The organism is Rhodococcus erythropolis NBRC 15567 (assembly GCF_001552595.1).
GTDB lineage: Bacteria > Actinomycetota > Actinomycetes > Mycobacteriales > Mycobacteriaceae > Rhodococcus_F > Rhodococcus_F erythropolis.
On the sequence record NZ_BCRM01000007.1, the window covers coordinates 85005 to 110177 of the forward strand.

Here is a 25173-nt window from a genome sequence, read left to right on the forward strand (position 1 = left end):
CGGACGCTCGGACTGCGCGAGCACCACAGACGATTTATCAGGTGAATTACACACAGGAGGTCGACGAAGACCCATGACGAATATCGTTGTTTTGATCAAGCAGGTCCCCGACACATGGTCCGAGCGCAAGCTGACCGACGGCGACTACACGCTTGACCGTGAAGCCGCCGACGCAGTCCTCGACGAGATCAACGAGCGCTCCGTCGAAGAAGCACTCCTCATCAAGGAAGCTCAGGGCGGTGAGGTAACGGTGCTGTCCGCAGGTCCCGACCGCGCCACCGACGCTATCCGCAAGGCTCTGTCGATGGGCGCCGACAAGGCCGTCCACATCAACGACCCGGCACTGCACGGCTCCGACGCGATCCAGACCGCATGGACGCTCGCTGCTGCTCTCGGACAGATCACCTTCGAGAACGACGAGCCTGCCGACCTGATCATCGCCGGCAACGAGGCCACCGACGGCCGCGTCGGCGCTGTTCCGGCCATCATCGCCGAGTACCTGGGCATCCCGCAGCTCACGCAGCTGCGCAAGGTCGTCGTCGCCGACGGCAAGATCACCGGTGAGCGCGAGACCGACGAGGGCGTCTTCGGCCTCGAGGCTTCGCTGCCCGCGATCGTCTCGGTCACCGAGAAGATCAACGAGCCGCGCTTCCCGTCCTTCAAGGGCATCATGGCCGCGAAGAAGAAGGAAGTTCTCGTTTACACGCTGGCCGACCTCGGAGTCGACCCGGAGACCGTCGGAGTTGCCAACGCCGGCACCACCGTGACGTCCTCCACCCCGAAGCCCCCCCGTACCGCTGGTGAGCGCATCGCCGACGAGGGAGACGGTGGCACCAAGATTGCCGCTTACCTCGTCAGCAACAAGGTCATCTGATCGCGCCCTTCTAGACATCCAGCAGAAGAACTCAGGGAGAGTTAAGTCATGGCAGAAGTACTTGTGCTCGTAGAGCACGCAGAGGGTGCGCTGAAGAAGGTCAGCACCGAACTCATCACCGCTGCACGCGCACTCGGTGAGCCGTCGGCAGTTGTCGCCGGCCCCGCGGGCACCGCAGCAAAGCTCGCCGACGCTCTGGCAGCAGCCGGAGCCGAGAAGATCTACGTCGCCGAGTCCGACGACATCGACGGCTACCTCGTCACCCCCAAGGTCGACGTTCTCGCCGCTCTGGTCGAGTCCACCAGCCCGGCAGCAGTCATCACCGCAGCCGGCACCGAGGGCAAAGAGGTTGCCGGTCGTCTGGCTGCACGTCTGGGCTCCGGACTGCTGACCGACGTCATCGAGATCAAGGCTGACGGCACCGGCGTCCACTCCATCTTCGGTGGCGCGTTCACCGTCGAAGCCAAGGCCAACGGCGACGTTCCCGTCTACTCGGTTCGTCCGGGTGCAGTCGAGGCTGCTCCGCAGGCCGGCGCAGGCGAGCAGATCACCGTCGAGGTTCCGGCTCAGGACGAGAGTGCCGTCAAGGTCACCTCGCGTGAGCCCATTGTCGGCGGCGACCGCCCCGAGCTCACCGAGGCGTCGGTTGTCGTCTCCGGTGGACGTGGCGTCGGCAGCGCGGACAAGTTCTCCGTCGTCGAAGAGCTGGCCGATTCCCTCGGTGCTGCAGTCGGTGCTTCGCGTGCCGCTGTGGACTCGGGTTACTACCCCGGACAGTTCCAGGTCGGTCAGACCGGTAAGACGGTCTCCCCGCAGCTGTACATCGCGCTCGGCATTTCCGGTGCCATCCAGCACCGCGCCGGCATGCAGACGTCCAAGACCATCGTCGCGGTCAACAAGGACGAAGAGGCACCCATCTTCGAGATCGCCGACTTCGGCATCGTGGGCGACCTGTTCAACGTCGCACCGCAGCTCACCGAAGCTGTGAAGTCCCACAAGGGCTAAAAAGCACAAACTGCTGTGCGCCTTTATCAACCCCCCGCGGTTGATAAAGGCGCACAGTGCTTTATTCACCCGGCCTGCATCGGCATGTCACTTCGTCGATACCGAGACGCCGTTCGCGCTCGATAAACCTTGCGCATGACAATTACGTCAGTCCTTCGCTCCGCGAGTGACAATCTCGGCCGTGAGGTCGCCCAGCCGAGATATTCCCTGATCGTCTCCTCCGACCGCGAGCATCGTGTCGCAGCGCAGCGCCTTCGATACCGAGTGTTCGCCTCCGAGCCAGGCTTCTCCCTCCCGGCCTCGGCCGGGGTCTTCGAACTCGACGCCGACGGCTTCGACGAATTCTGTGATCATCTACTCGTTCGTGACAACATCACCGAGGAGTACGTCGGCTGCTACCGAATGCTGCCGCCGGATTCCGCGGCGGCGGCGGGTGGGTATTACACCGCAACCGAATTCGACATCTCCGCGCTCGATCCGGTGGCGAACAGGATCGTCGAAATGGGTCGCGCTTGCGTCGATCCCGCGCACCGCACCGGATCCGTCCTGAGCCTGATGTGGTCGGGCATTCTGCACTACCTCGAACTGACCGGATACGAATGGGTGATGGGCTGCGTCTCCGTGCCCATCCTCCCGAACCCCGATTCAATTGCCGGCGCCGATGTCCGCGGCGTCCGTGACTTCGTGATGAACAAACACGCCAGTCCGGGGTCGCGGCGGGTGACGCCACGAAACCCGGTGGTCCTCGGCGGTCTGACGCTCGACGAGATTGCCGCACCGGAACGCGTGACGATGCCGCCGTTGCTCCGTGGCTACTTGCGGATGGGCGCGATGATCTGCGGGGAACCTGCTCACGATCCCGAGTTCGGTGTGGCCGATTTTGTTGCGCTGCAAGGCCTTCACTCCGCCAACAAGCGCTATCTGGAACGGCTGCGATCGGCGGCCGCCGCACACGAATCGGGGATCGGCTGATGACCGCGACGGTGCCGTACTGGGTGCCGACGAGCCCCTGCGGCGACGGGTGCCTACCTACGGACGCACCCGGTGTGTCGAGTATCACCGTGATGGCCCGCGGGATCATGGTCGGCGCCGCACTGGTGACTGCGCCGGTGCTCTCGGCCGGCTGGCTGCTCCCGCGCACCTGGCGTACGGAGATGCAACGCGGATACTCGCGCGCGTTGCTGCGTTGTCTGGGAATGAAGCTCACGGTCGACGATCAGCGGTTGGGGCGCGCCGAACCGGCGGGCGTGATGGTTGTCGCCGGTCACGTGTCGTGGACCGACGTCCTCGTCGCGAGTGCCGTTGCCCCGGCCAACTTCGTCGCCCGTGCCGACCTGCTCGACTGGGCAGTGCTCGGTGGTCTCGCGCGCCGGATGCGCGTAGTGCCCATCGATCGCGCCCGACTGCGTGAACTTCCCGGAACCGTCGACGTCGTTCGCGAACGACTTCAGCGTGGTGTCCGCGTAATGGTGTTTCCCGAGGGAACGACCTGGTGCGGGCGGGCGTACGGAGGTTTTCGCCCGGCAATGTTCCAAGCTGCCGTCGACGCCGAATGCCCGGTTCAGCCGATGGCGATCCGCTACGAGAACGCCGACGGTTCCCTGTGCACCGGACCGTGCTTTGTCGGCACCGAAACTATCGGTCAGTCCATCCGTCGGATCCTGCGTCAGAAGAACGTCGAGGTGAAGGTCAGGCTGGCTCCGCTCGAGGAGGCAGGGGAGTGTCGAGTCGACCTCGCGCAGCGATGCGAGAGAGCCGTACGTGGCGTCGAAACCATCGATTTGGCAGCTCACGACATCTTCGACCCCGCACCGGAACTCGTGACACAAGCCGTGGGACAGATCGATACCTCCCCGGCAATGACCGCTTAGCCTGCTGAGCGAGGCTGGGCGAACTCTCGTGCTGGGCTATCCTTGTCAAGCCATGACTCTGCCTGCACCCAGTGCCCACGCCGGATTTCCGGTGTACCTCGATCATGCCGCCACGACTCCGATGTCGGCAGCCGCTATCGAGGCGATGACCGATACCTTCAAAACCGTGGGCAACGCGTCCTCGCTTCACGGTTCCGGCCGTGCGGCCCGGCGCCGCGTCGAGGAGTCGCGGGAATCGATCGCTGCCAGCCTGGGTGCGCGGCCTTCGGAGGTCATCTTCACCTCCGGCGGAACCGAGAGCGACAATCTCGCGGTCAAGGGCATCTACTGGGCTCGCCGTGACGCCGATCCGCGACGCACTCGCATCCTGGCCAGCTCCGTCGAGCATCATGCGGTGCTCGACGCCGTCGAGTGGCTCGAGCAGCACGAGGGTGCGCGCGTGACGTGGTTGCCGGTCGACGAGAACGGTGTCGTCGACCCGCGGACCCTGCGCGACGAGCTTTCCGTTCACGCCGACGAGGTAGCACTCGTTACGGTGATGTGGGCCAACAACGAGGTCGGCTCCATCATGCCGATCGTGGAGTTGGCGGAGATTTCGGCTGAGTTCGAGATTCCGATGCACAGCGACGCGGTCCAGGCCGTTGCGCAATTGCCGGTCGATTTCGCGGCGAGCAAGTTGTCCGCGCTGAGCATCGCGGCGCACAAGTTCGGTGGTCCGCACGGCGTCGGCGCACTGCTGCTCGGACGCCAGGTTCCGTGTGTGCCGCTCCTTCACGGCGGCGGACACGAACGTGATCTGCGTTCGGGCACTCCGGATACTGCGGGCGTTGTCGGGATGGCTGCGGCGCTGCGCGCAAACGTCGAGAACTTCGATTCCAGCACAAGGGAATTGGCGCAGTTGCGTGACCGTTTGATCGACGGAGTCCTGGAGATTCTTCCCGAGTCGGTGCTCAACGGCCCGACCGGATCCGATCGGCTTCCCGGTAACGCGCACTTCACCTTCCCCGGCTGCGAGGGCGATTCGTTGCTGATGCTGCTCGACGCCGCCGGTATCGAATGTTCCACCGGTTCGGCGTGCACCGCCGGTGTGGCCAGAGCCAGCCATGTCTTGATCGCGATGGGCGTCGAATCGCCCGTCGCGCGTGGCTCACTGAGATTTTCGCTCGGACATACGTCGAGTGTCACCGATGTGGACGCGCTGATCGCTGCGCTTCCACAAGTAGTAGAGCGCGCTCGGGCCGCCGGTCTTGCCGGTGCCGGTTCGCGTGGAGGGGATCGCTGATGCGAGTACTCGCAGCCATGAGCGGAGGTGTCGACTCCGCTGTCGCCGCCGCCCGCGCAGTTGCCGCCGGACATGACGTCGTCGGCGTTCATCTTGCGCTGTCCACGGCGCCGGGTGCATTGCGGACGGGTTCGCGTGGATGCTGCTCGAAGGAAGATGCCGGCGACGCCAGGCGCGCTGCCGACGTCCTCGGAATACCCTTCTACGTCTGGGATTTCGCCGATCGCTTCAAGGAAGACGTGATCGACGACTTCGTGGCGTCGTACGCAGCGGGTGAGACCCCCAATCCGTGTCTGCGGTGCAACGAGAAGATCAAGTTCACCGCACTGGCCGACCGTGCGGTCGCTCTCGGCTTCGATGCCGTGGCGACCGGTCATTACGCGCGCCTCGAAGACGGCGTCCTACGCCGGGCGGTCGACGCGGACAAGGACCAGTCGTATGTCCTCGGTGTGCTGACGGCTGATCAGCTTTCGCGAGCGATGTTCCCGATCGGTGACACACCGAAAGAACAGATCCGTGAGGAAGCCGCCGAGCGCGGTCTGGCTGTGGCGAACAAGCCTGACAGCCATGACATCTGCTTCATCCCGACCGGCGATACCCGAGCATTCCTGGGTGCGCGCATCGGCGTTCGTCCGGGAAGCGTCGTCGATGCCGATTCGGGTGAGGTCCTCGCTGCACACGACGGCGTACACGGCTTCACGATCGGACAGCGCAAGGGGCTCGGCGTCGAAGGTCCCGCAGGTGACGGCCGTCCGCGGTACGTGACCGCGATCGAGCCCGAAACCGGAACGGTGCGAGTCGGTTCGGCCAAGAATCTCGACGTCTGGGCCATCTCGGCCCAGCGCGCGATCTGGACCTCGGGCCAGGCGCCGGAGGGCCCCGTCGAGTGCATGGTGCAGGTTCGTGCGCACGGCGGACTGGCGCAGGCCGTTGCGGAGGCCGTCGACGACGGTACTTCGGGCGGCGGCATCTCCATTTCGTTGCGCGAACCACTGACCGGCGTCGCGAAGGGCCAGGCCGTCGTGCTGTATCGCCCCGACAGCGAACTGGGCGACCAGGTTCTCGGCAGTGGCACCATCTCCGGCACCGAATCCGAGCCGAACACACTGTGACACAGCAGGTTTCCATCGGTGGCCTCGTCACCGGAATCGGATCCTGGCCGGGCACGGACGCCCGCGAAAGCGCCGCAACCATCCTTGGCGAACTGGGCGGTTTCCCACACCTGGTGGAGTTGCCGAGCCGCGGTCTCGGCGCTGACATGGTCGGCCGAGCAGGCGCCATTCTGGTCGACATCAACCTCGACGCCTCGACCCGCGCCTATCGCGTCGTGCCTCGGCGGGGCAACGTCGCGAAGCGAGCCGAGGACTTCCTGAATCAGGATCTCGACGCACTCGAGGAAGCCTGGGAATCGGCCCGTCTGGTCGGCGGAGACCACGTCGTCAAGCTCCAAGCTGCCGGCCCGCTGACACTCGGCGCCGAGATCGAGGTTGCAAACGGTTCGCGAGTTCTCGTCGACCGTGGGGCACTCCGGGACATCGCCGAATCACTTGGTGAGGGGCTCGCGCGCCACGCCGCCGAGGTCACTCGTCGTACCGGTGCCCGAGTGGTGATCCAATTGGACGAGCCGCAGATCGCGGCAGTGCTGGCCGGTTCACTACCCGGGCGCACCAAGATGGAGAGCGTTCCGGCTCTCCCGGAACCCGAGGCGCTCGCCGTTCTCGACTCGACGATCAGCGGTTGCGGACTGCCCACAATCGTCCACAGTTGCGGCGCCGACATGCCGTGGGATCTGCTGAGGCGAAGCCAGGCGTTCGGCGTGAGCTTCGACATGTCGCTCATCGGCTCGCGTGATCTGGACGGCATCGGCCAGTTGTTCGACGCCGGCAAGGAATTGGCGCTCGGTCTGGTTCCTTCCGCCCCGCCGGAAAAGCCGGTGACGTGGAAAGAGTGCGCGATGCCCGCCGTCACCCTGATCGATCGTCTCGGCTTCTCGCGTGAACTCCTGCAGAACCAGGTCGCGGTAACCCCAAGCTGTGGTCTTGCGGGTGCGAGCCTCGAGTGGAGTCGAGCCGCCCTTCGGCTGTGCACAGACGTCGGCAAGGCATTGGTGGACGATCCGTCGGCGTTCTGATGTGTTGCGTTCTGACGTGGAGTCGTGTGGTGTGTCGGTGTGAACCGATAATCTTCTAGCTGTGACTGAAACCGCGGATGCAATGCAGCCAGCGCCCAACGAGGCGCGCGAGCAGTGGACGGAGCTGGCCGAAGAGGTACGCCAGCATCAGTTCCGCTACTACGTTCGTGACGCGCCCGTCATTTCGGACGGTGCATTCGACACATTGCTCGGGCAGCTCAATGCTCTAGAAGAGCGGTACCCGGATCTGCGAACTCCCGACTCTCCGACGCAACTCGTCGGCGGCGGATTCGCGACGGACTTCACGTCCGTCGATCACCTCGAGCGGATGCTCAGCCTCGACAATGTCTTCGACGAGTCCGAACTCCGCGGATGGATCGCCAAGGTAGAGCAGGAAACCGGGCCGGAACTGCACTATCTCTGCGAAGTGAAAATCGACGGTGTCGCGCTCAATCTCGTCTACGAGAACGGCAAACTCGTGCGTGCGGCAACCCGCGGCGACGGTCGTACGGGCGAGTTGGTCACTCTCAATGCCCTGACGATCAACGACATCCCGGAGCGGCTCACCGCTACGGACGAATTCCCGATTCCAACCTTGCTCGAGGTGCGAGGAGAGGTGTTCTTCCGCCTCGAGGACTTCGCGGCACTCAATGCCTCCCTCGTGGAGGAGGGTAAGGCGCCGTTCGCCAATCCGCGCAACTCTGCGGCGGGCTCCCTGCGTCAGAAGAATCCCGCCGTCACCGCGCGTCGTCGCCTCGGCATGATCTGCCACGGGTTCGGGCGCATGGAAGGTTTCGAGCCGGCTTCGCAGTACGACGCCTACGTGGCCCTCTCCGCCTGGGGGCTGCCCGTGTCCACGCACACCTCGCGGGTGGTCGGCGCCGACGCCGTGGTCGAGAAGATGAAGTACTGGGGAGAACATCGCCACGACGTCGAGCACGAGATCGACGGGTTGGTGGTCAAGGTCGACGAGATGTCGTTGCATCGACGTCTGGGCACCACGTCTCGCGCACCGCGGTGGGCGATCGCGTACAAGTACCCGCCGGAAGAGGTCACGACCAAGCTCCTCGACATCCGGGTCAGTGTCGGCCGCACGGGTCGCGTGACGCCGTTCGCGTACATGGAACCCGTCACAGTGGCGGGTTCCACTGTGTCCTTGGCCACCCTCCACAACGGCTCGGAGGTCAAGCGCAAGGGTGTGCTGATCGGCGACACCGTGGTGTTGCGCAAGGCTGGAGATGTCATCCCCGAGGTTCTCGGTCCCGTGGCAGACGTTCGTGACGGTACCGAGCGCGAGTTCGTCATGCCGACGCATTGCCCCGAGTGCGGCACGTTGTTGGCGCCCGCGAAAGAGGGCGACGTCGACGTGCGATGCCCTAATCAGCAGTACTGCCCGGCGCAGTTGCGCGAGCGCGTGTTCCACGTCTCGGGGCGCGGAGCATTCGACATCGAGGTGCTCGGTTACGAGGCCGCGACCGGACTGCTGGAGGCAAAGGTCATCGGTGACGAGGGCGATCTCTTCTCACTCGACGCCGAGAAACTGATCGAGGTTCCCATCTTCCGCACCAACGCGGGAGCACTGTCTGCCAACGGAAAACGCTTGCTGGCCAACCTGGATTCGGCCAAGGACAAGCCGCTGTGGAGAGTGCTTGTGGCACTGTCGATTCGGCACGTCGGCCCCACTGCCGCGAGGGCGTTGGCCGGCGAATTCGGTTCGCTGCAACGTATTCGGGAAGCGTCGGTCGACGAGTTGGCTGCAGTCGACGGCGTCGGATCCACGATCGCCGCCGCTGTCGTGGAGTGGTTCTCCGTCGACTGGCATCAGCAGATCGTCGACAAGTGGGCTTCGGCCGGGGTGCGCATGGAGGACGAGCGAGACGACTCGATTCCGCGCAATCTCGAGGGTCTCTCGATCGTCGTCACCGGTTCGCTCGAGACGTACTCGCGAGATCAGGCGAAGGAAGCGATTCTGGTGCGCGGCGGTAAGGCGGCTGGGTCGGTCTCGAAGAAGACTGCGTTTGTCGTCGTCGGTGAAGCGCCCGGTTCCAAGCATGACAAGGCAGTCGAATTGGGTGTGCCGGTGCTCGACGAAGACGGCTTCCGGCGGTTGCTCGAAGATGGCCCGGATGCGGTCGCTCCCACCGATTTGGACGAATCAGAGTGACTTTGTCCGATTTCTGAGATTGGTGTGCTGGGTGCGATAGTGACGCCATGATCGAGATTCGTGAAGTTCTACCGGCTGAGTTCGAGACCGTCGGGGAACTGACTGTGCAGTCGTACGTGGGTGGCGGATTTGTCGCCGGCGGATCGCCGTACGCGGAGCGCCTGCGAGACACCGCAACTCGGGTGGAGCAGGGGCGGGTGCTGGTTGCCGTTCTCGGCGAAGAGGTCGTGGGTTCTTTGACGATCGCCGAACCCGGCACGCCCTTCGCGGATGTTGCGCAGAAGGGCGAACTCGAGTTCCGCATGCTCGCGGTCTCGCCGCAGGCTCGGGGATCGGGCGCCGGAACCGCATTGGTTCGCGCAGTGATCGCCGAAGCCTACGACCGAGGCGATCACTCGGTGGTCATCTCGACGCAGCCCGAGATGGTCGATGCTCGTCGTATCTACGACCGCAACGGGTTCGTCCCCGATCCGGAGCGCGCGTGGGAGCCGATTCGCGGTATGGAGCTGACGGTCATGGTTCGCGGTCTGGCCTGATTACCCAGCCTGGTCAGCCCAGCACTGTCGCGACGATTCCGGCGAGATAGCCGAGGCGGGCTATCTCCGAAGGGCGAAATTCGGGTCCTCCGGGACGACCGAGCATGAGGACGCGATTGCCGGAGCCGAGCGGTGCGGCAGCGAGGCTGGTGTTCATCTCTCGCCAGACGTCCGGAACCCAGTCGGCCTCGCCGTCGAGGGCGGTGGGCTTGTCCAGTGGCATCCACGGAATGTCGGTGGCATGGGTTTCCGGCGCGCCGGCGCTACCGACGACGCGGTACGCACCGTGCTTGCCGATGTCCGCGACGACGCACCAGCCGACTCGCAGTACACGCGGCGCGCCGTCGACGAGGACCTGTAGTCGATCGTTTCGGGCTGTCGCAACGGAATCGATGAGTTCGAGCTCACGATGGGTGTCGAGAATCCCGGCGTAGGGGCGGATCGAATCGACCAGCACGTCGGGCAGATGCTCGGCAGCGGTGATCAAGGTGTCGGGCAGTGCGCCCGGTTCGACGTCGACCACGAGGTCGTCGATGGCAAAACCGTCGCCTCGCTCCACGACGTCGAGGGAGAGGATGTCTGCGCCCACGGATCCGAGGGCTACGGCGAGCGCGCCGAGGCTGCCGGGTCGGTCGGGCAGTTGGACGCGAAGCAGGTACGACACGTGCGTGCCTTTCGCTGATCGGTTCTCGCCCGGATCACGTCGACCCGGGCCACACCCATCTTTGCACTTGCTCAGCACGCGTTGGTGGGCGCCGCGGCGGGGTCACACCGGGTGCACATGCTTGTCACACGAGCGAAACACGAGGTGGATTCGACGTGGCGGTGGACACAGTAGGCGTGCGTACCGGTCGACACAGCAGGCGTGCTTACAGGTCTGTCGCGGCGAGGAACTAGGCTGGACCGGCAATGTTCACGTCCTCTTCCGAAAGGGGCCCCGCGGTGCCTGCCATCTCCCGTGACGAGGTCGCGCACCTCGCGCGGCTGTCCAGACTCGCCCTGTCCGATGCCGAACTCGACGAGTTCGCCGGTCAGTTGGATTCGATTCTCAACCACGTCAAGGTGGTCACCGAGGTTGCGGCCGACGACGTCCCGCCCATGGCGAACCCCAATGCCGTCACCAACGTGACGCGCCCCGACGTGATCGTGCCCGGGTTGACCCCCGAGCAGGCATTGTCCGGAGCACCCGCAGTCGAACAGGATCGCTTTGCGGTTCCGCAGATCCTTGGAGAGGGCGAATGACCGATCTGACCACGCTGGACGCCGCTGAGCTGGCCGGCAAGATCCACTCGCGTGAGGTGTCCTCGGTAGAGGTCACGCAGGCGCATCTCGACCGCATCGCTGCCGTCGACACCGAGTACCACGCCTTCCTGCACGTTGCCGGTGAACAGGCTCTCGAAGCCGCCGCAGCAGTGGACAACTCGCTCGCAGGCGGAAACGAACCCGCTTCGGCACTCGCCGGAGTTCCGATTGCGTTGAAGGACATCTTCACCACGACGGACATGCCGACCACCTGTGCGTCGAAGATTCTCGAAGGCTGGGTTGCGCCGTACGACGCGACCCTGACGAGCAAGCTTCGCGCTGCGGGCATCCCGATCCTCGGCAAGACGAACCTCGACGAATTTGCGATGGGCTCCTCCACGGAGAACTCCGCATTCGGTCCGACGCGTAACCCGTGGGATGTCACCCGCATCCCCGGCGGATCCGGTGGTGGTAGCGCTGCAGCGCTCGCGTCCCGTCAGGCCCCGTTGGCCATCGGCACCGACACCGGCGGGTCGATCCGTCAGCCCGCTGCGGTCACCGCGACGGTCGGAACCAAGCCGACGTACGGAACTGTCTCACGCTTCGGGCTCGTCGCGTGCGCCTCCTCTCTCGATCAGGGTGGCCCCTGTGGTCGCACCGTGCTCGACACCGCTCTGCTGCACGAGGTCATCGCCGGGCACGATCCGCGTGACTCCACGTCCATCGACGCCCCCGTGCGTCCGGTGGTCGCTGCGGCACGGGAGGGTGCAGCCGGCGACCTGCGCGGCGTCAAGGTCGGTGTGGTCAAGGAACTTCACTCCGACAGCTACCAGCCCGGTGTCATCGCTTCCTTCGACGCTGCTGTCGAGCAACTCAAGGCTTTGGGCGCCGAAGTTGTCGAGGTTTCGTGCCCGAGCTTCGAGCACGCGCTCGCGTCGTACTACCTGGTGCTGCCCAGTGAGGTCTCGTCCAACCTGGCCCGCTTCGACGCCATGCGCTACGGACTGCGTGTCGACGAAGGCAACATGAGTGCCGACCAGGTCATGGCGGCAACCCGCGCCGCCGGTTTCGGCCCGGAGGTCAAGCGCCGCATCATGATCGGTACCTACGCACTGTCCTCGGGCTACTACGACGCCTACTACGGTTCGGCGCTCAAGGTTCGTACCCTCATCGCACGCGATTTCGACAAGGCCTACGAGAAGGTAGACGTACTGGTCTCGCCGACCAGCCCGTTCACGCCGTGGAAGTTGGGGGAGAAGGTCGGCGATCCGTTGGCCATGTACCTCTCCGACCTGTGCACGCTGCCGACCAACCTGGCCGGACACTGCGCGATGTCGGTGCCATCGGGTCTGTCCGCGGACGACAACCTGCCGGTGGGCTTGCAGATCATGGCGCCCGCCATGGCTGACGAGCGCCTCTACCGTGTCGGTGCCGCCTACGAAGCTGCTCGCGGCCCGATTGCAACTGCAGTCTGACCTGTTTGCTGTGCGCCTTTATTAACCCCCCGCGGTTAATAAAGGCGCACAGCAGTTTCAGGAGCAAGTCCCCAAAGCTGTTCCCTGATCGGTTCCGTAGCGGTGGCCGTGACCGGCGGGTACACCGAGCGAACCGAGCATGTCGACGGTGGTCTGCAAGAACGTGACGCCCGGGATCCACTGCGGGATCGGGCCGTCCTGCACGGCACGGCTCAGATCCGGCTTCTGCGTCGCGAGGGCGGGGGACCACCACACCACTGGGTCGGACGTGTTCGCTAGGACGGTTGCGCCGTCCGTCCGTGTCGCGCCGGCCGGGGGACCGGCCCACAACACGTCGCACGGGACGGTGGCACTGCTCTCGGTCAGTGCGGCGCTGCCGCCGACGGCGCCGAGGCTCTGTCCGTAGAGGAACAGGTCCGGTCGCTCTTCGGCAGGCATCGCGGCAATGTGGCTTCCGACAGCTGTGAACAGGGCGGTGGCTGATTCTTCGGCGTCGTCGCGGCTGAACAGGAATGTCGCCCAACTGGGTGCGTCGGAGTATTGCTGCCCGACTATCGCGACGTCTCCGCCGAACCGTTGCTCGATACCGTCGACTGCGTGGGTGTCGATCCACCCCGAGCCGGTCGGAACGGCCACCACGACGCTGTTGCGGGCGAAGCCGCCGACGCGATCGAGTTCACTCACGGCGAGAGCGGCACGCGATGCGGTATCGGGTGCGGAATCCACACCGGCGTAGACGCGCACCGAGTCTTCACCTGCAGCGATGAATTTGCGTCCCTCCGCGCCCATCGAGGTCCACGAGATGAGCGATTCGGAGCTGCCTGTCGCAGAGGCCGAAAGTGGCTGTGTCAGAGCGGTGTCGATGTACGCGTTGGACTTGTCGAACGAATCGGCGAGGCCGTTCCAGACGGCGGGACCGACGACCAACTGCACGCCGAGGACTCCCATGACCAGTGCGCCCACGCTCCGCGCGAAACCCATCCACCGCAGCGCCTTCGAAAGTCCGACCCCGAGGCCCCAGAGTGCAAGGGCGGTCAGCGAGGCAATGCACCCCGCCTCCGCCCAGTGGATCAGCCCGGCAGGCGGTGCGCCCATCGCTGCTCGCAGCGAGTTCTGCCAACCGGCGGCGGCGAACATCGCAACTGCGGTGCCGGCAGTCGACAACCCGAACGCGGTGATGCGCCAATGACGTTCGTCGAATCGGGCCTTGGCCCGGTCGGGGACGAGCCGACGGGCTACCGCGGAGAACGCCCACATCGCCAGTAGCCCGACCGCGACGAGCAGACCGCTGAATACCCCTTGGAGTACGGCTGATCTCGGCAGGAGTCCGGGAGCTAGCGAGATGGCGGACATCGCTGCCACGGCGACGCTCGTGGACACCCGGGGGAGTGCGAGCGCCCCGACTCGGGCGAGAACGGGGGTCCGTGACGCATTCAGAACGCTCATGCTGCAATCGCTTTCGGGGAGAAGGAGAACTCGTTCGACGGATCGAGGCGCCGCGATCGCATCAGGGTGAAGCCGAGGGCGGAAACTGCCAGAACTCCGGCCGTGCCGTAACCGAACCCCGATTCCGCGACCGGAGTCAGATAGCTTTGGCGCCAAGAGTTTCCGTTCACCGCTGTGACGGCGACATCGGCCATCGCGAAGCAATACCCACGTGAGAGAAAGGACGTGCGGTCTTCACAGGCCGCATGCATTCGCTCGTCGAGCTGACCGTCGAGGACCTGGCGGGCCCACGGCCCCAGTTCCGTTCCGTGCGAATGCGCGTAGCGGAGTAGGTCGTACCCGAGATCGTGTGCTTTGCAGGCCGAGTCGAATTCGTCGGGAAGCGGAATCGGTGACGAGCAGTCGCCGTGGGGGTTGGCGAGGTATCCGTCGAAGACGGTAGGCGTGTAGCCGGCAAATGCGGCGAAATCCGACGGGATGGTGGTCGCAGCATCAGAGGCATCCGCGGTAGTCACAGTGGCGATCGCCCTGGATGCGTTCGAATTCTCGGTGCGCGGCGGCTCGGCTCCGCTCGCTCCGGCAGTGACGGTGATCGCTGCCGTTGCCGCCAGCGCCAGGGCAGCCCAGGTGCCGGCGCTTCGAGAGAGGTCTTTCACTCGTGTGATCCGCATGCCGTTCACGCTATGAACGGACAATCCTGGCGGTCATCGCTCTGGAGAGGGGTTCTCCGACGTGCGATCGGGTGAGAATTCCCTCCCCTGTGATACCTCGGAGGTAGGGGGATCTCACTCTGCAGTATGAGGACTTTCCGGGTTCGCCTTCATAGGCTTGACGGGTGATCAAGGTCCGAAGGAAGAACAGAGGCGCACCGGGTGTGCCCGCGCCGACATACACCACTGCCGGGTCGGTGCTGTCCGGCCTCGACGGGGCGGTCGTACATTCGGAGAAGGTGCGCCGGGCAACCAGTTTCGTGGCCCGCGGTCAGTTCTGGAACATCGTCATCGTAGTGATCACTCTGATCCTCTATTCGATTGCCTGGCCGACACTGCAACTGACGCATCATGTTTCGCCGCCGATCATGCCCTTCGTCGCCGCGTTGGCCGCCTTTCCGTTTGTCCTGATCCGGATCAACGCTCCGTTGGGATGGGCGGTGTCGGCGGTGTCGGCACTGATCATCCCGTTGGTGTTCGACAACACGACTGGTTACGACTACCCGTGGCAGGTCGTCCACATCATCGTGCTGATGTCGTTGCTGGCCGCGGTGAGTCTGCGAGCACCCATTCAGGTTGTCGGTGTCGCCTGGATCGCCACGGTGCTGCTTTTCCTCGGCAACGCTCCGGGAAGCGACGGAGCCGGTTGGGCCGTCGGGCTGAGCGCCCTGGTGGTCTTCTGCCTGCTGATCCGCTGGTTGGTTCTCTCGCGCCGTCAGTTGGCCAAGCAGGAGGAAGTCAGCGAACTCGAACGCACACGGCGCACGATCCTCGAGGAGAAGGCGCGTATCGCCCGCGACTTGCACGACATCGTGGCCCACCACATGTCGATGGTGGTCGTGCAAGCGCAGAGTGCGCCGTACCGACTCGATGCGGTCACTCCCGAGATCCGGACCGAATTCGAATCGATAAGTGAGACAGGGCGAGCAGCGCTCAACGAGATTCGTGGTCTCCTCGGAGTGCTGCGCAGCGACGGTGACTCCGTGGTGACGGCCCCGCAACCGGGCGTCGATCAATTAGACGACCTGCTGCTCGGCAGTACCCGTGCGGGACTTCCGGTGTCGTGGCGAGTCGACGGAGATCGGGCGTCGGTCTCGGAATCCACGGGCCTTGCGCTCTACCGGATCATTCAGGAGTCGATTACCAATGCGGCCAGGCATTCACCAGGCGGACCCATCGAGGTCGCCGTGGCGTTCGGCCCGCAATCGGTGAGCGCGCTCGTGAACAACGGGCCTTCGCCATTGGGTGGCAATCAGCACTCGGCGTCGGAAACCACTGGTGGCAACGGAATACGCGGAATGCGTGAGCGGGCTTCGGCGGTGGGCGGCATGCTGTTGGCAAACCGGCGCGAGGACGGAGGGTTCGAGGTCCGGGCCGAGTTGCCGTCGATGCCCGCCTAGGCTGTCCGAGTGCCCATCACAGTATTCATCGCAGACGACCAGGCGATGGTTCGACAAGGGTTCGGAGCCCTACTCTCCGCCCAGCCCGACATCAGCGTGATCGGCGATGCGCCGGACGGGAAGATCGCCGTCGCCGAGGTCGCGCGATTGCGTCCGGACGTGGTGTTGATGGATGTTCGTATGCCCGAGATGAACGGACTCGACGCTGCCCGCCAGATTCTGTCCGCCGGATGGGAGCCGCCGGTGCGAGTCCTCATGCTTACCACTTTCGACATCGACGATTACGTCTACGAGGCCCTGAGCGTCGGAGCGAGCGGGTTCATGCTCAAGGACGCACCGGCTGAGGAACTGATTCGGGCGGTGCGCGTCGTCGCCGAAGGGCAGGCCTTGCTGGCGCCGACGGTGACGCGTCGCCTGATTGCCGATGTGACCAGCCGGCGGGCCGCACCGCGCGCACGGCCCGCAGCGCTCGATGCGCTGACCCCGCGTGAGCGCGAGGTCCTCGAACTGATTGCCCGCGGATTGTCCAACGTCGAGATTGCCGAGCGGCTGTTCGTCGCCGAGCAGACCGTCAAGACCCATGTCGGGAAGGTGCTGTCCAAGCTCGATCTGCGCGATCGCGCCCAGGCAGTCGTGTTGGCGTACGAAAGCGGGCTCGTCACGCCGGGTTAGGGGTCCCGTGCGGCGCGGCGTTGCGGCTCGGCAACGCCGCTATCCTGCGGCAATACGGTGACTGGGGGAAGATGGACACCAAGATCCACAATCCGGTCACGAGAGGTGCTGCACTATGCGAATCGGAATCCTCACGGGCGGCGGCGACTGCCCGGGCTTGAACGCGGTCATCCGCGCCGTCGTACGTACGTCGGCCGGTCGTTACGGCAGTACCGTGGTCGGATTCCGGGACGGCTGGCGAGGATTGCTCGAGGACCGCAAGGTCCCGCTCGACTCCGATGACCGCATCAACCGCATCCTCACCCGCGGCGGCACGATCCTCGGCACCGCTCGCGTGAACCCCGACAAACTCCGTGCGGGCCTCGATCAGATCAAGCAGACCCTCGACGACAACGGGATCGACGTCCTGATCCCGATCGGCGGCGAAGGCACACTCACCGCGGCCAGTTGGCTTTCCGAGAGCGGCGTACCCGTGATCGGTGTGCCCAAGACGATCGACAACGACATCGATTGCACCGACGTGACTTTCGGTTTCGACACCGCCTTGGCTGTCGCCACCGACGCCATCGACAGGCTCCACACCACGGCCGAATCGCACCAGCGCGTCATGCTCGTCGAGGTCATGGGCCGGCATGCGGGCTGGATCGCGCTGCAGGCCGGACTGGCGTCGGGGGCACACCTGACTCTGGTTCCGGAACAGCCGTTCGACGTCGACGAGGTGTGCGCGATGGTCAAGAAGCGCTTCCAGCGTGGCGACTCCCACTTCATCTGCGTCGTGGCTGAAGGTGCGATGCCCGATCCCGCGTCGATGACTCTGCGCGAAGGTGGCATCGACGAGTTCGGCCACAAGATCTTCACCGGTGTCGCGCAGCAGCTCGGAAACGAGATCGAGCGCCGGATCGGCAAGGAAGTTCGCACCACCGTCCTCGGACACATCCAGCGCGGTGGCACCCCGACGCCGCACGACCGCATCCTCGCCACTCGCTTCGGCGTTCATGCCACCGACGCAGCTCACCGCGGAGATTTCGGTCAGATGGTCGCGTTGCACGGAACGTCCATCGACCTCGTTCCGCTCGCCGAGGCGACCCGCAAACTCAAGACGGTGCCCAAGGAGCGCTACGAGGAGGCAGCCGCATTCTTCGGCTGAGCCGCAGACGCATAAACTGATCACCATGACTGCTGTCGATGCGCCCGACATCCTCGATTACGACGAAGTACTGACCAAGTACGAGCCTGTGATGGGTATGGAGGTGCACGTAGAACTCGGCACCGCGACCAAGATGTTCTGCCCGTGCCCCACCGAGTTCGGTGCCGAACCCAATACCCAGGTGTGCCCGGTCTGTCTGGGCATGCCCGGTTCGTTGCCGGTGGTGAACGCAGCCGCTGTCGAGTCCGCGATCCGGATCGGCCTTGCGCTCAACTGCTCCATCACGCCTTGGGGCCGATTCGCGCGCAAGAACTACTTCTACCCGGATCAGCCGAAGAACTACCAGATTTCCCAGTACGACGAGCCGATCGCAACCGAGGGATACCTCGACGTGATCCTCGACGACGGGACGACGTGGCGTGTCGACATCGAGCGCGCACACATGGAGGAGGACACCGGTAAGTCCCTCCACGTCGGTGGCGCTACGGGCCGTATCCACGGTGCGAGCCACTCACTGCTCGACTACAACCGTGCGGGTGTGCCGCTGGTGGAGATCGTCACCAAGACCATCCACGGTGCCGGTGAGCGCGCTCCCGAGGTTGCCCGCGCCTACGTGACGGCGCTTCGTGATCTGCTCAAGTCTCTCGACGTCTCGGACGTGCGGATGGATCAGGGATCGATGCGCTGCGACGCCAACATCTCGCTGATGCCGATCGGCGCCAAGGAACTCGGAACGCGTACCGAGACCAAGAACGTCAACTCCCTCAAGAGCGTCGAGGTCGCAGTTCGCTACGAAATGCGCCGTCAGGCAGCAGTTCTCGACGCCGGCGGCGAGGTCATCCAGGAGACCCGCCACTTCCAGGAAGCCGACGGCACCACGGCCGCCGGACGCCGCAAGGAAACGGCCGAGGACTACCGCTACTTCCCGGAACCGGATCTCGAGCCTGTTGCTCCGAGCGCCGAGTGGGTCGAAGAACTGCGCGGCACCTTGCCGGAGCTTCCCTGGATTCGCCGCGCGCGGATCCAGAAGGACTGGGGAATCTCCGACGAGGTCATGCGTGACCTCGTCAACGCCGGCGCCATCGATCTGGTGATTGCGACCACCGAGGCCGGTGCTTCGCCCGAGGCAGCGCGCTCCTGGTGGCTGTCCTACCTGTCGCAGCAGGCCAACACCCGCGGCGTCGAACTCGGCGCTCTGCCGATCACCCCGGCGCAGGTTGCGCAGGTCGTAGCTCTCATCGACAGCGGCAAGCTCAACAACAAGGTCGCTCGCCAGGTCGTCGATCACGTCCTCGACGGCGAGGGTGACCCGGAGCAGGTTGTCGCGGCCCACCCGGAGTTGGTCGTCGAACGTGACGAAACCAAGCTCAAGGCAGCCGTCGACGAGGCACTCGCAGCCAACCCCGACATCGCGGACAAGATCCGCAGCGGCAAGGTCCAGGCCGCCGGAAAGATCGTCGGCGACGTCATGAAGGCCACCAGAGGACAGGCAGACGCGGCTCGTGTGAAGGAACTTGTCATCGAGGCGTGCAGCTAGCGCACACTGAATCTCTGACACTGATGCCCGGCCGAATCTAATTCGGCCGGGCATCAGTATTTACCGCTGTCGTTTTACCGCTGTCGGTCTACAGACCAGGGACCACAACCGCACGGCCGCTTAGCGTTCCGGCAGCCAGTCGTCGATACGCTTCGGCACCGTTGTCGAGACTGAAGGTCTCCACCGCGATGTCGAAGATGCCGGCGTGGGCGAGGTCGATCAATTCGATCAACTCGTTGCGGGCACCCCAATACGGAACTGTCACCGAAGCCTCGTAAGGACTTTGGAAGAACCCGACTTTGGCGTGGGCCTGGCCGTCCCCGATCCCGACGATCGTGACGTCTGATCCGACGCCGGCGACAGCCATCGCGGTGTCGATGGTGGGCTGGTAGCCGACGAAGTCGAGAACCAGTGCGGCGCCTTGACTTCCAGTGATCTTGCGGACGTTCTCGGCCGCGTCCTTGTCGGACAGAACCACTTCGTGAGCGCCTACCTTGGTTGCCAGTTCGAGCTTGTCCGCGCTCACGTCCAAAGCGATGACCGTTGCCGCCGAGAGGTGACGGAGGAGCTGAATAGCGACGTGGCCGAGACCGCCGGTACCAATGACAACCGCGAACGAGCCTCCGCGAAGTTTCGGCAGAGAACGCTTGATCGCGTGATACGGCGTCAGACCGGCGTCGGTCAGCGGCACCGTCTTGACCGGGTCGAGGTCACCGATCGGGACAAGGTGGCGAGGAGAATCGACGATCATGAACTCGGCCAACGCGCCGGGTGCACCGAGACCGGGAGGATTGATTCCGAGTTCTTGGGCGCGAGAGCAATAGTTCTCGAGTCCTTGTGAGCAGTGCCAACAGTTGCCGCAACCCCAAGGCCCGTAGACGACGACATTGGTTCCGATGTCGAGACCTTCGACACCCTCGCCGACGGCGGCGACCTTGCCTGCGCCTTCGTGGCCGAGCGTGAGCGGAAGGCCGTAGGTGTACTGCTCTTCGGGCAGGCTCATGATGAAGTCGTCCGAGTGGCAGACGCCGGCAGCGGTGACTTCCAGGAGCACTTCACCTGGACCGGGCTCGGGCTTGGGAATCTCCGTGAGTTCGGGTTCCGCGCCGATTCTCGTGTACTGGATTGCCTTCATACCGACTCCTTTGTCGTGGTTGGCCAACCGCTCCTGGCACATGCGGAGTGATTAGCCCCGCTAATAAAAGAGTACGCATCTGTGCATGTTCGGTCACGGGATCCGTGACCGAACAGACATGGCGCTTCGGCGATCGCGGCTCAGTCGATCCCGCCGCTGCCACTCGGCATCGGGATCTTGACCACCTTGTCGTCGTTCGGCCCCGGCTCGCCCGCGGTCTTGTTGATCGTGCTCGCCCACATCAAACCGTCGGATCCGAGCGCCAAACCGCCCAGTTGGCCGTACGTGTCTTTCGCCACTGCCGACGGCGCGGTGGTGATCGCTCCCGTTCCGGGGTCAGCGGCCAATGCGGAGATCGCTTTGCCGGCCCCCAACGCGACAGCTACCACTCCCTGCGCCGCAATGCACCCCCCGACGCCGGGCCGGTCGGGCCAGGTCCAAGCGGGCGACGTCACTGTGCCGTCGGAGCCGACGCGTTGGAGGCGATCTTCGAGAGTGGTTCGGTCGGTGACCCAGGTCGCGATGCCGGGATCGACACACACGCCGCCGCCGTTACCGATTCCGGACAGAACAACTTCCGGGCGAGGCGGCGAAGCGTTTGGCGTCAACGATCGGACTCGCAACAGTTTCCCCGCCAACGAGCCGGGATCCTGAGCAACCGCAGGGTTGCCGGTATCGCCTGTCAGGACCATGAGCTGGTCCGGGGCCGCGAACTCAAGTGATCCGCCGTTGCCGCTTGCACCGCGCGGGATTCCGCCGAGGACCTCCTTGGCGGTGTCACCGGGAGCAATGCGGACCACCCGGTTGTCGGTTCCGGTGGTGACGTAGGCATAGATCAGGTTGTCTTCGACAAATGTGGGGGAGAGGGCGATGTCGAGCAGTCCGCCGTCGCCGCTGCCGTCGACATCGATCTTGGCAACCTCGACCGGTGTCGTGTTGGGGGCTACCTGCATGATTCGGCCGGTTCGCCGTTCGGCCACCAGCCCGGAGTTCCCGTCCGGGAGTGTGACGAGGCCGCCGGTGGTGTCGAGACAGGTTGCGATCACGGCGGTGTCGGCGTCCTGACACGGCCCGAGGGGGCCGGTCCGCGGCGCCGGCGGCGTGGTCGACGGCGGCGGGTTCTCCGGCTGCACTTCGGCGCTTGCCTGGTTGGTCGGTTCGGGTGTGAACGGCGAGGCAGTCGATTCGTCGAAGTCCGCGCAACCTGCGAGCAACGATGTCCCGAGCACCAGAGCCAGTGCGCCCAGCGCTGCATGCCTACCCGTAGTCATGCCCAAGACGTTACGTAACCCACGGCAGATGCCGCCACGCCGGACCAAGGTTCCCCGTCGAGTTCGTGAATCGGCCATAGGCTCACCTACGTGACTGACGAGCGAAAAGATCCCAGCGAGTTGTCGGATGCGGACAAGCCGACGGGCAACGTGTCCAGTCCGTATGACTCGCCCACCGAACAATTTCCGACGGTGAGCGCCAAGAATCCGTTGCCGCGGACCGACGACGATCTCGATTTCGGTTCCACGAACGCCAACTCGCTGACCGAACAGATACCGACATACCGAGCGCCGGGCGCGGATCAGCCGACAGTGGCTCTCGAGCGAGAGACGGCGTACGACGCTCCGATCGCCGCCGTCCCCACCGCCGAAGCCGTGGCAGGGACCACCGAGACTCCGCGGGGCCGAGGCACTCTCGACCTCGGTTTGCTTGCACTGCGTTTGGCCGTCGGCGGAACGGCACTGGTGCACGGTCTGCAGAAGTTGACCGGTATCTGGAACGGGCCGGGTCTGGGCGGTTTCGAGACGATGCTGGCGGACGCCGGGTTCCAGCAGGCGAAGTGGATGGCGATCCTCGGCGCCGTCGGTGAGGTCGCAGGTGGCGCCCTCCTGATCCTGGGGTTGCTGACTCCCGTTGCGGCAGCATCGGTTCTGGCCGTGATGATCAATGCGTGGGCGCTGCGTCAGGCGAGCGCACCTGGACTGGAGTACTTCGCCCCGGCCGGTACCGAGTACGAGATGCTGCTCGGAATCTGTGCGGGCGTCATCATTTTGACGGGTCCCGGCCGTATTTCGCTCGACGGTCGTCGTGGCTGGGCAACCCGCCCGTTCGTCGGATCGCTCGCGGTCTTGATCCTCGGCATCGCTGCGGGCGTCTGCACTTGGATCTTCCTGAACGGTGCCAATCCGCTCATCTGAAACTCGCGCCGTCGAACAAACGAACCGCCGCTCTCCGAATCGGAGAGCGGCGGTTCGTCTGTGAAGGATCAGTCCTTGACGAGTACCGGGTCGGCGTTCGCGGACGGGATGGCTGTTCCGTCCTTGAGCTTGCGACCGAGGACCGACTTGCGGTGACCGTAGGCGAAGTACACGAGCACACCGATGGCCATCCAGACGAGGAACCGGATCCAGGTCTCGACCGAGAGGTTGAGCATCAGCCAACCGCAGGCGAGCACGGCGACGATCGGCACGAAGGGCACCAGTGGGACGCGGAATCCGCGCGGCAGGTCGGGGCGGGTGCGGCGTAGGACGATGACACCGACACAAACCAGGACGAATGCGAACAGCGTTCCGATGTTGACCATCTCTTCGAGCGTGCCCATCGGGAAGAAGGCTGCCAGGACGGCGACGATGCCACCGACGATCAACGTGATGCGCATCGGGATGCCCTTGGCGTTGGTCTTGGCCAGGCTGCGCGGCATGAGGCCGTCACGGGACATTGCGAAGAGGACGCGGGTCTGGCCGAGCATCATGACCATGACAACTGTCGTGAGGCCGGCCAGGCCACCGAAGTTGATGGCGGTTTGTGCCCAACCGATTCCGTTGGCCTCGAATGCGGTTGCGAGGGTGGCGCTGGAATCGCCGACCAGAGGACTGCCGTCCTTGAGTTCGGTGTACTTGACCATGCCGGTCAGGACGAGTGTGACGGCAACGTAGAGAACGGTGACGATGGCGAGCGAGCCGAAGATTCCGCGTGGCAACGACTTCTGCGGGTTCTTGGTTTCCTCGGCCGTGGTGGCGACGACATCGAAGCCGATGAAGGCAAAGAACACGAGGCTGGCTGCGGCGAGCAATCCGTAGGCGCCGTAGCTACTTCCGCCTGCACCGGTCAGCCAGGAGAACAAGGTCTGATGGATTCCGCTTGCAGAGCTCTCGGATCCTTCGGACGGCGGGATGAAGGGAGAGTAGTTCTCCTTCTTGATGTAGAACGCGCCCACGACGATGACGAGCAGGACTACTGCGATCTTGATCGCGGTAATGATCGCGGAGACTCGCGAGGAAACCTTGGTGCCGATCGCGAGAATCAGGGTGATCGCGCCGATGATGAGCAGTGCGCCCCAGTCGAAGCTGATCGACCCGATGTGGGCGGTGGTGCTGCCGCTCGCCCCGATGACGTTGCCGAGGTACAGCGACCAACCCTTGCCGACGACGGCGGAGGCGAGAGCAAACTCGAGGATGAGGTCCCAGCCGATGATCCAGGCTGCGAACTCACCGAACGTCGCGTAGGAGAACGTGTATGCGCTGCCTGCGACTGGAACGGTGGAGGCGAACTCCGCGTAACACAGCGCGGCAAGGCCACAGGCGATCGCAGCGAGAACGAATGCCAGTGAAATCGAGGGTCCTGCGACATTGCCTGCGGTTCGAGCAGTCAGCGTGAAGATGCCTGCGCCGATGACGACGGCGACTCCGAATACCGTGAGGTCCTTCGCGGTCAGTTCCTTCTTGAGCTTTGTCTCAGGCTCGTCTGTGTCCGCGATCGATTGCTCGACGGATTTGGTGCGCCATATGCCGACTCCGGGCATGTATTGCTCCTTGGTTGTTTCCCGTCGACCTTGTGGGTGGCGGGCGGTGGCTGACTGTCGTCGTTGTGATGTGCGTCTCAGCGACCTGATGAGGGAACCACTGGTGAGCGCCGTGTGCAAGTCAGCTCGCTCGAACTGACAAAAATGATCACCTGACTGGAAGTCATCCCCCCTCATGTATCTGAATTGATCAGCTGGTGTCTGGAACCCTACGTCCAAGTGAATTCGCTCACGAGCCGGACGCGCGATTCAGTCTGAAATGTCTGATAGCTCATATCGTTCCGTTCGTGCTCCGCGTGTCGGCCGAATATTCGGTACCTGTCGGTCGGTCTTGTGGTCGATGAGTCTCACAGTTGCGGTACGTCCGTACCAGAATTACGTATATGTGTATCCGCGCAAGACGGCTGACAGGCCACTGCACCCACTACGACGCAGTGGCGTTCGGTGGTGGTACTCCGACGTCTCTCGACGCCTCCGGACTCGACCGACTGTGCGACATCGCGGAACTCCTTATGGGCGCTGACCTTTCATCCGTTCTCGTGTGAAAGAAGTCCCTGGACGCTGCGCCGGCTCAGGTCGCCATGCGCAAGTTCCTACGTGTCGGCGTGGTTGTCGAAGGTGCTGCCGACGATGCGTACCAAACCGACGCGATGATCGGATTGGGTTGTGGTGCATGCTCGTACAACACGGATGAAGATTTTCCGGAGGAACTGGCGTGGATCTGATCCCGATTCATCTCGCACGCTGACAGAA

At 64.4% G+C, this 25173-nt stretch carries 24 protein-coding genes; 18 read left to right on the forward strand and 6 right to left on the reverse strand.

Annotated features, from left to right (window positions below; genetic code table 11):
* The first annotated feature begins 73 nt into the window (after nucleotides 1-73).
* From RE4_RS12400 to RE4_RS12440, 9 genes are all read left to right on the forward strand, one after another.
* Nucleotides 74-874, forward strand: a complete 801-nt coding sequence (locus tag RE4_RS12400) for an electron transfer flavoprotein subunit beta/FixA family protein (protein WP_019747906.1) — start codon at nucleotides 74-76, stop codon at nucleotides 872-874.
* A gap of 48 nt (nucleotides 875-922) precedes the next feature.
* Nucleotides 923-1879, forward strand: coding sequence for an electron transfer flavoprotein subunit alpha/FixB family protein (locus RE4_RS12405; RefSeq protein ID WP_003944698.1), 957 nt, complete (start codon nucleotides 923-925; stop codon nucleotides 1877-1879).
* Between the two features lie 135 nt (nucleotides 1880-2014).
* Nucleotides 2015-2851 carry a GNAT family N-acetyltransferase gene (locus RE4_RS12410; protein ID WP_020907245.1) on the forward strand — a complete coding sequence of 279 codons (837 nt, stop codon included), beginning with the start codon at nucleotides 2015-2017 and terminating at the stop codon, nucleotides 2849-2851.
* A complete protein-coding gene (locus tag RE4_RS12415) occupies nucleotides 2851-3750 on the forward strand; it encodes a lysophospholipid acyltransferase family protein (RefSeq protein WP_047890161.1) in 900 nt (299 codons plus the stop codon). Before RE4_RS12410 ends, RE4_RS12415 begins: the two co-directional genes overlap by 1 nt.
* Nucleotides 3751-3802: 52 nt before the next feature.
* Nucleotides 3803-5032 (forward strand): cysteine desulfurase family protein, encoded by a 1230-nt coding sequence (locus RE4_RS12420; protein ID WP_020969296.1) that lies wholly within the window; start codon nucleotides 3803-3805, stop codon nucleotides 5030-5032.
* On the forward strand, nucleotides 5032-6144 hold the full coding sequence (gene mnmA / locus RE4_RS12425; protein WP_003944736.1) for a tRNA 2-thiouridine(34) synthase MnmA: 1113 nt from the start codon (nucleotides 5032-5034) through the stop codon (nucleotides 6142-6144). The genes RE4_RS12420 and mnmA overlap by 1 nt, the downstream gene beginning before the upstream one ends.
* Nucleotides 6141-7163 (forward strand): uroporphyrinogen decarboxylase/cobalamine-independent methonine synthase family protein, encoded by a 1023-nt coding sequence (locus tag RE4_RS12430; RefSeq protein WP_019747910.1) that lies wholly within the window; start codon nucleotides 6141-6143, stop codon nucleotides 7161-7163. Before mnmA ends, RE4_RS12430 begins: the two co-directional genes overlap by 4 nt.
* A gap of 82 nt (nucleotides 7164-7245) precedes the next feature.
* The gene (gene ligA, locus RE4_RS12435) at nucleotides 7246-9327 is read left to right on the forward strand and encodes an NAD-dependent DNA ligase LigA (protein ID WP_269138454.1); all 2082 of its coding nucleotides are present in this window, start codon (nucleotides 7246-7248) and stop codon (nucleotides 9325-9327) included.
* A gap of 47 nt (nucleotides 9328-9374) precedes the next feature.
* Nucleotides 9375-9863, forward strand: coding sequence for a GNAT family N-acetyltransferase (locus RE4_RS12440; RefSeq protein WP_019747912.1), 489 nt, complete (start codon nucleotides 9375-9377; stop codon nucleotides 9861-9863).
* Between the two features lie 13 nt (nucleotides 9864-9876).
* Here RE4_RS12440 and RE4_RS12445 read toward each other — a convergent pair whose 3' ends face one another.
* The gene (locus RE4_RS12445) at nucleotides 9877-10527 is read right to left on the reverse strand and encodes an ACT domain-containing protein (RefSeq protein ID WP_020969299.1); all 651 of its coding nucleotides are present in this window, start codon (nucleotides 10525-10527) and stop codon (nucleotides 9877-9879) included.
* A gap of 278 nt (nucleotides 10528-10805) precedes the next feature.
* Between RE4_RS12445 and gatC the strand changes: the two genes are divergently transcribed.
* Together gatC and gatA are read left to right on the forward strand one after the other, a co-directional pair.
* Nucleotides 10806-11105: an Asp-tRNA(Asn)/Glu-tRNA(Gln) amidotransferase subunit GatC gene (gene gatC / locus RE4_RS12450; protein ID WP_003944747.1), complete on the forward strand. Its 300-nt coding sequence runs from the start codon at nucleotides 10806-10808 to the stop codon at nucleotides 11103-11105.
* Nucleotides 11102-12580 carry an Asp-tRNA(Asn)/Glu-tRNA(Gln) amidotransferase subunit GatA gene (gene gatA, locus RE4_RS12455; RefSeq protein ID WP_020907250.1) on the forward strand — a complete coding sequence of 493 codons (1479 nt, stop codon included), beginning with the start codon at nucleotides 11102-11104 and terminating at the stop codon, nucleotides 12578-12580. Before gatC ends, gatA begins: the two co-directional genes overlap by 4 nt.
* A gap of 57 nt (nucleotides 12581-12637) precedes the next feature.
* On the opposite strand, the gene RE4_RS12460 is transcribed toward gatA, so the two are convergent.
* Both RE4_RS12460 and RE4_RS12465 read right to left on the reverse strand, forming a co-directional pair.
* Nucleotides 12638-14026 (reverse strand): alpha/beta-hydrolase family protein, encoded by a 1389-nt coding sequence (locus RE4_RS12460; RefSeq protein ID WP_060938658.1) that lies wholly within the window; start codon nucleotides 14024-14026, stop codon nucleotides 12638-12640.
* The gene (locus RE4_RS12465) at nucleotides 14023-14697 is read right to left on the reverse strand and encodes a hypothetical protein (RefSeq protein ID WP_060938680.1); all 675 of its coding nucleotides are present in this window, start codon (nucleotides 14695-14697) and stop codon (nucleotides 14023-14025) included. The genes RE4_RS12460 and RE4_RS12465 overlap by 4 nt, the downstream gene beginning before the upstream one ends.
* Nucleotides 14698-14861: 164 nt before the next feature.
* On the opposite strand from RE4_RS12465, the gene RE4_RS12470 reads away from it, so the two are divergent.
* The 4 genes from RE4_RS12470 (at nucleotide 14862) to gatB (ending at nucleotide 19492) form a co-directional block, all read left to right on the forward strand.
* Nucleotides 14862-16136: a sensor histidine kinase gene (locus RE4_RS12470; RefSeq protein WP_060938659.1), complete on the forward strand. Its 1275-nt coding sequence runs from the start codon at nucleotides 14862-14864 to the stop codon at nucleotides 16134-16136.
* Nucleotides 16137-16145: 9 nt separating this feature from the next.
* On the forward strand, nucleotides 16146-16808 hold the full coding sequence (locus tag RE4_RS12475; protein WP_007729374.1) for a response regulator: 663 nt from the start codon (nucleotides 16146-16148) through the stop codon (nucleotides 16806-16808).
* Between the two features lie 115 nt (nucleotides 16809-16923).
* Nucleotides 16924-17955, forward strand: a complete 1032-nt coding sequence (locus RE4_RS12480; protein WP_019747919.1) for an ATP-dependent 6-phosphofructokinase — start codon at nucleotides 16924-16926, stop codon at nucleotides 17953-17955.
* Nucleotides 17956-17980: 25 nt separating this feature from the next.
* Nucleotides 17981-19492, forward strand: a complete 1512-nt coding sequence (gatB, locus tag RE4_RS12485; protein ID WP_019747920.1) for an Asp-tRNA(Asn)/Glu-tRNA(Gln) amidotransferase subunit GatB — start codon at nucleotides 17981-17983, stop codon at nucleotides 19490-19492.
* 88 nt (nucleotides 19493-19580) lie between these two features.
* Here gatB and RE4_RS12490 read toward each other — a convergent pair whose 3' ends face one another.
* Together RE4_RS12490 and RE4_RS12495 are read right to left on the reverse strand one after the other, a co-directional pair.
* On the reverse strand, nucleotides 19581-20627 hold the full coding sequence (locus tag RE4_RS12490; protein ID WP_019747921.1) for an NAD(P)-dependent alcohol dehydrogenase: 1047 nt from the start codon (nucleotides 20625-20627) through the stop codon (nucleotides 19581-19583).
* A gap of 140 nt (nucleotides 20628-20767) precedes the next feature.
* Nucleotides 20768-21898: a PQQ-dependent sugar dehydrogenase gene (locus tag RE4_RS12495; protein WP_020907254.1), complete on the reverse strand. Its 1131-nt coding sequence runs from the start codon at nucleotides 21896-21898 to the stop codon at nucleotides 20768-20770.
* A 90-nt stretch (nucleotides 21899-21988) separates the two neighbouring features.
* Between RE4_RS12495 and RE4_RS12500 the strand changes: the two genes are divergently transcribed.
* On the forward strand, nucleotides 21989-22816 hold the full coding sequence (locus tag RE4_RS12500; RefSeq protein WP_081098350.1) for a DoxX family protein: 828 nt from the start codon (nucleotides 21989-21991) through the stop codon (nucleotides 22814-22816).
* Nucleotides 22817-22884: 68 nt separating this feature from the next.
* Here RE4_RS12500 and RE4_RS12505 read toward each other — a convergent pair whose 3' ends face one another.
* Nucleotides 22885-24420, reverse strand: coding sequence for an amino acid permease (locus RE4_RS12505; protein WP_019747924.1), 1536 nt, complete (start codon nucleotides 24418-24420; stop codon nucleotides 22885-22887).
* Between the two features lie 383 nt (nucleotides 24421-24803).
* Between RE4_RS12505 and RE4_RS31015 the strand changes: the two genes are divergently transcribed.
* On the forward strand, nucleotides 24804-24965 hold the full coding sequence (locus tag RE4_RS31015) for a hypothetical protein (protein WP_155716980.1): 162 nt from the start codon (nucleotides 24804-24806) through the stop codon (nucleotides 24963-24965).
* A gap of 36 nt (nucleotides 24966-25001) precedes the next feature.
* Nucleotides 25002-25145: a hypothetical protein gene (locus tag RE4_RS31020; RefSeq protein WP_155716981.1), complete on the forward strand. Its 144-nt coding sequence runs from the start codon at nucleotides 25002-25004 to the stop codon at nucleotides 25143-25145.
* The last annotated feature ends 28 nt before the right edge of the window (nucleotides 25146-25173 follow it).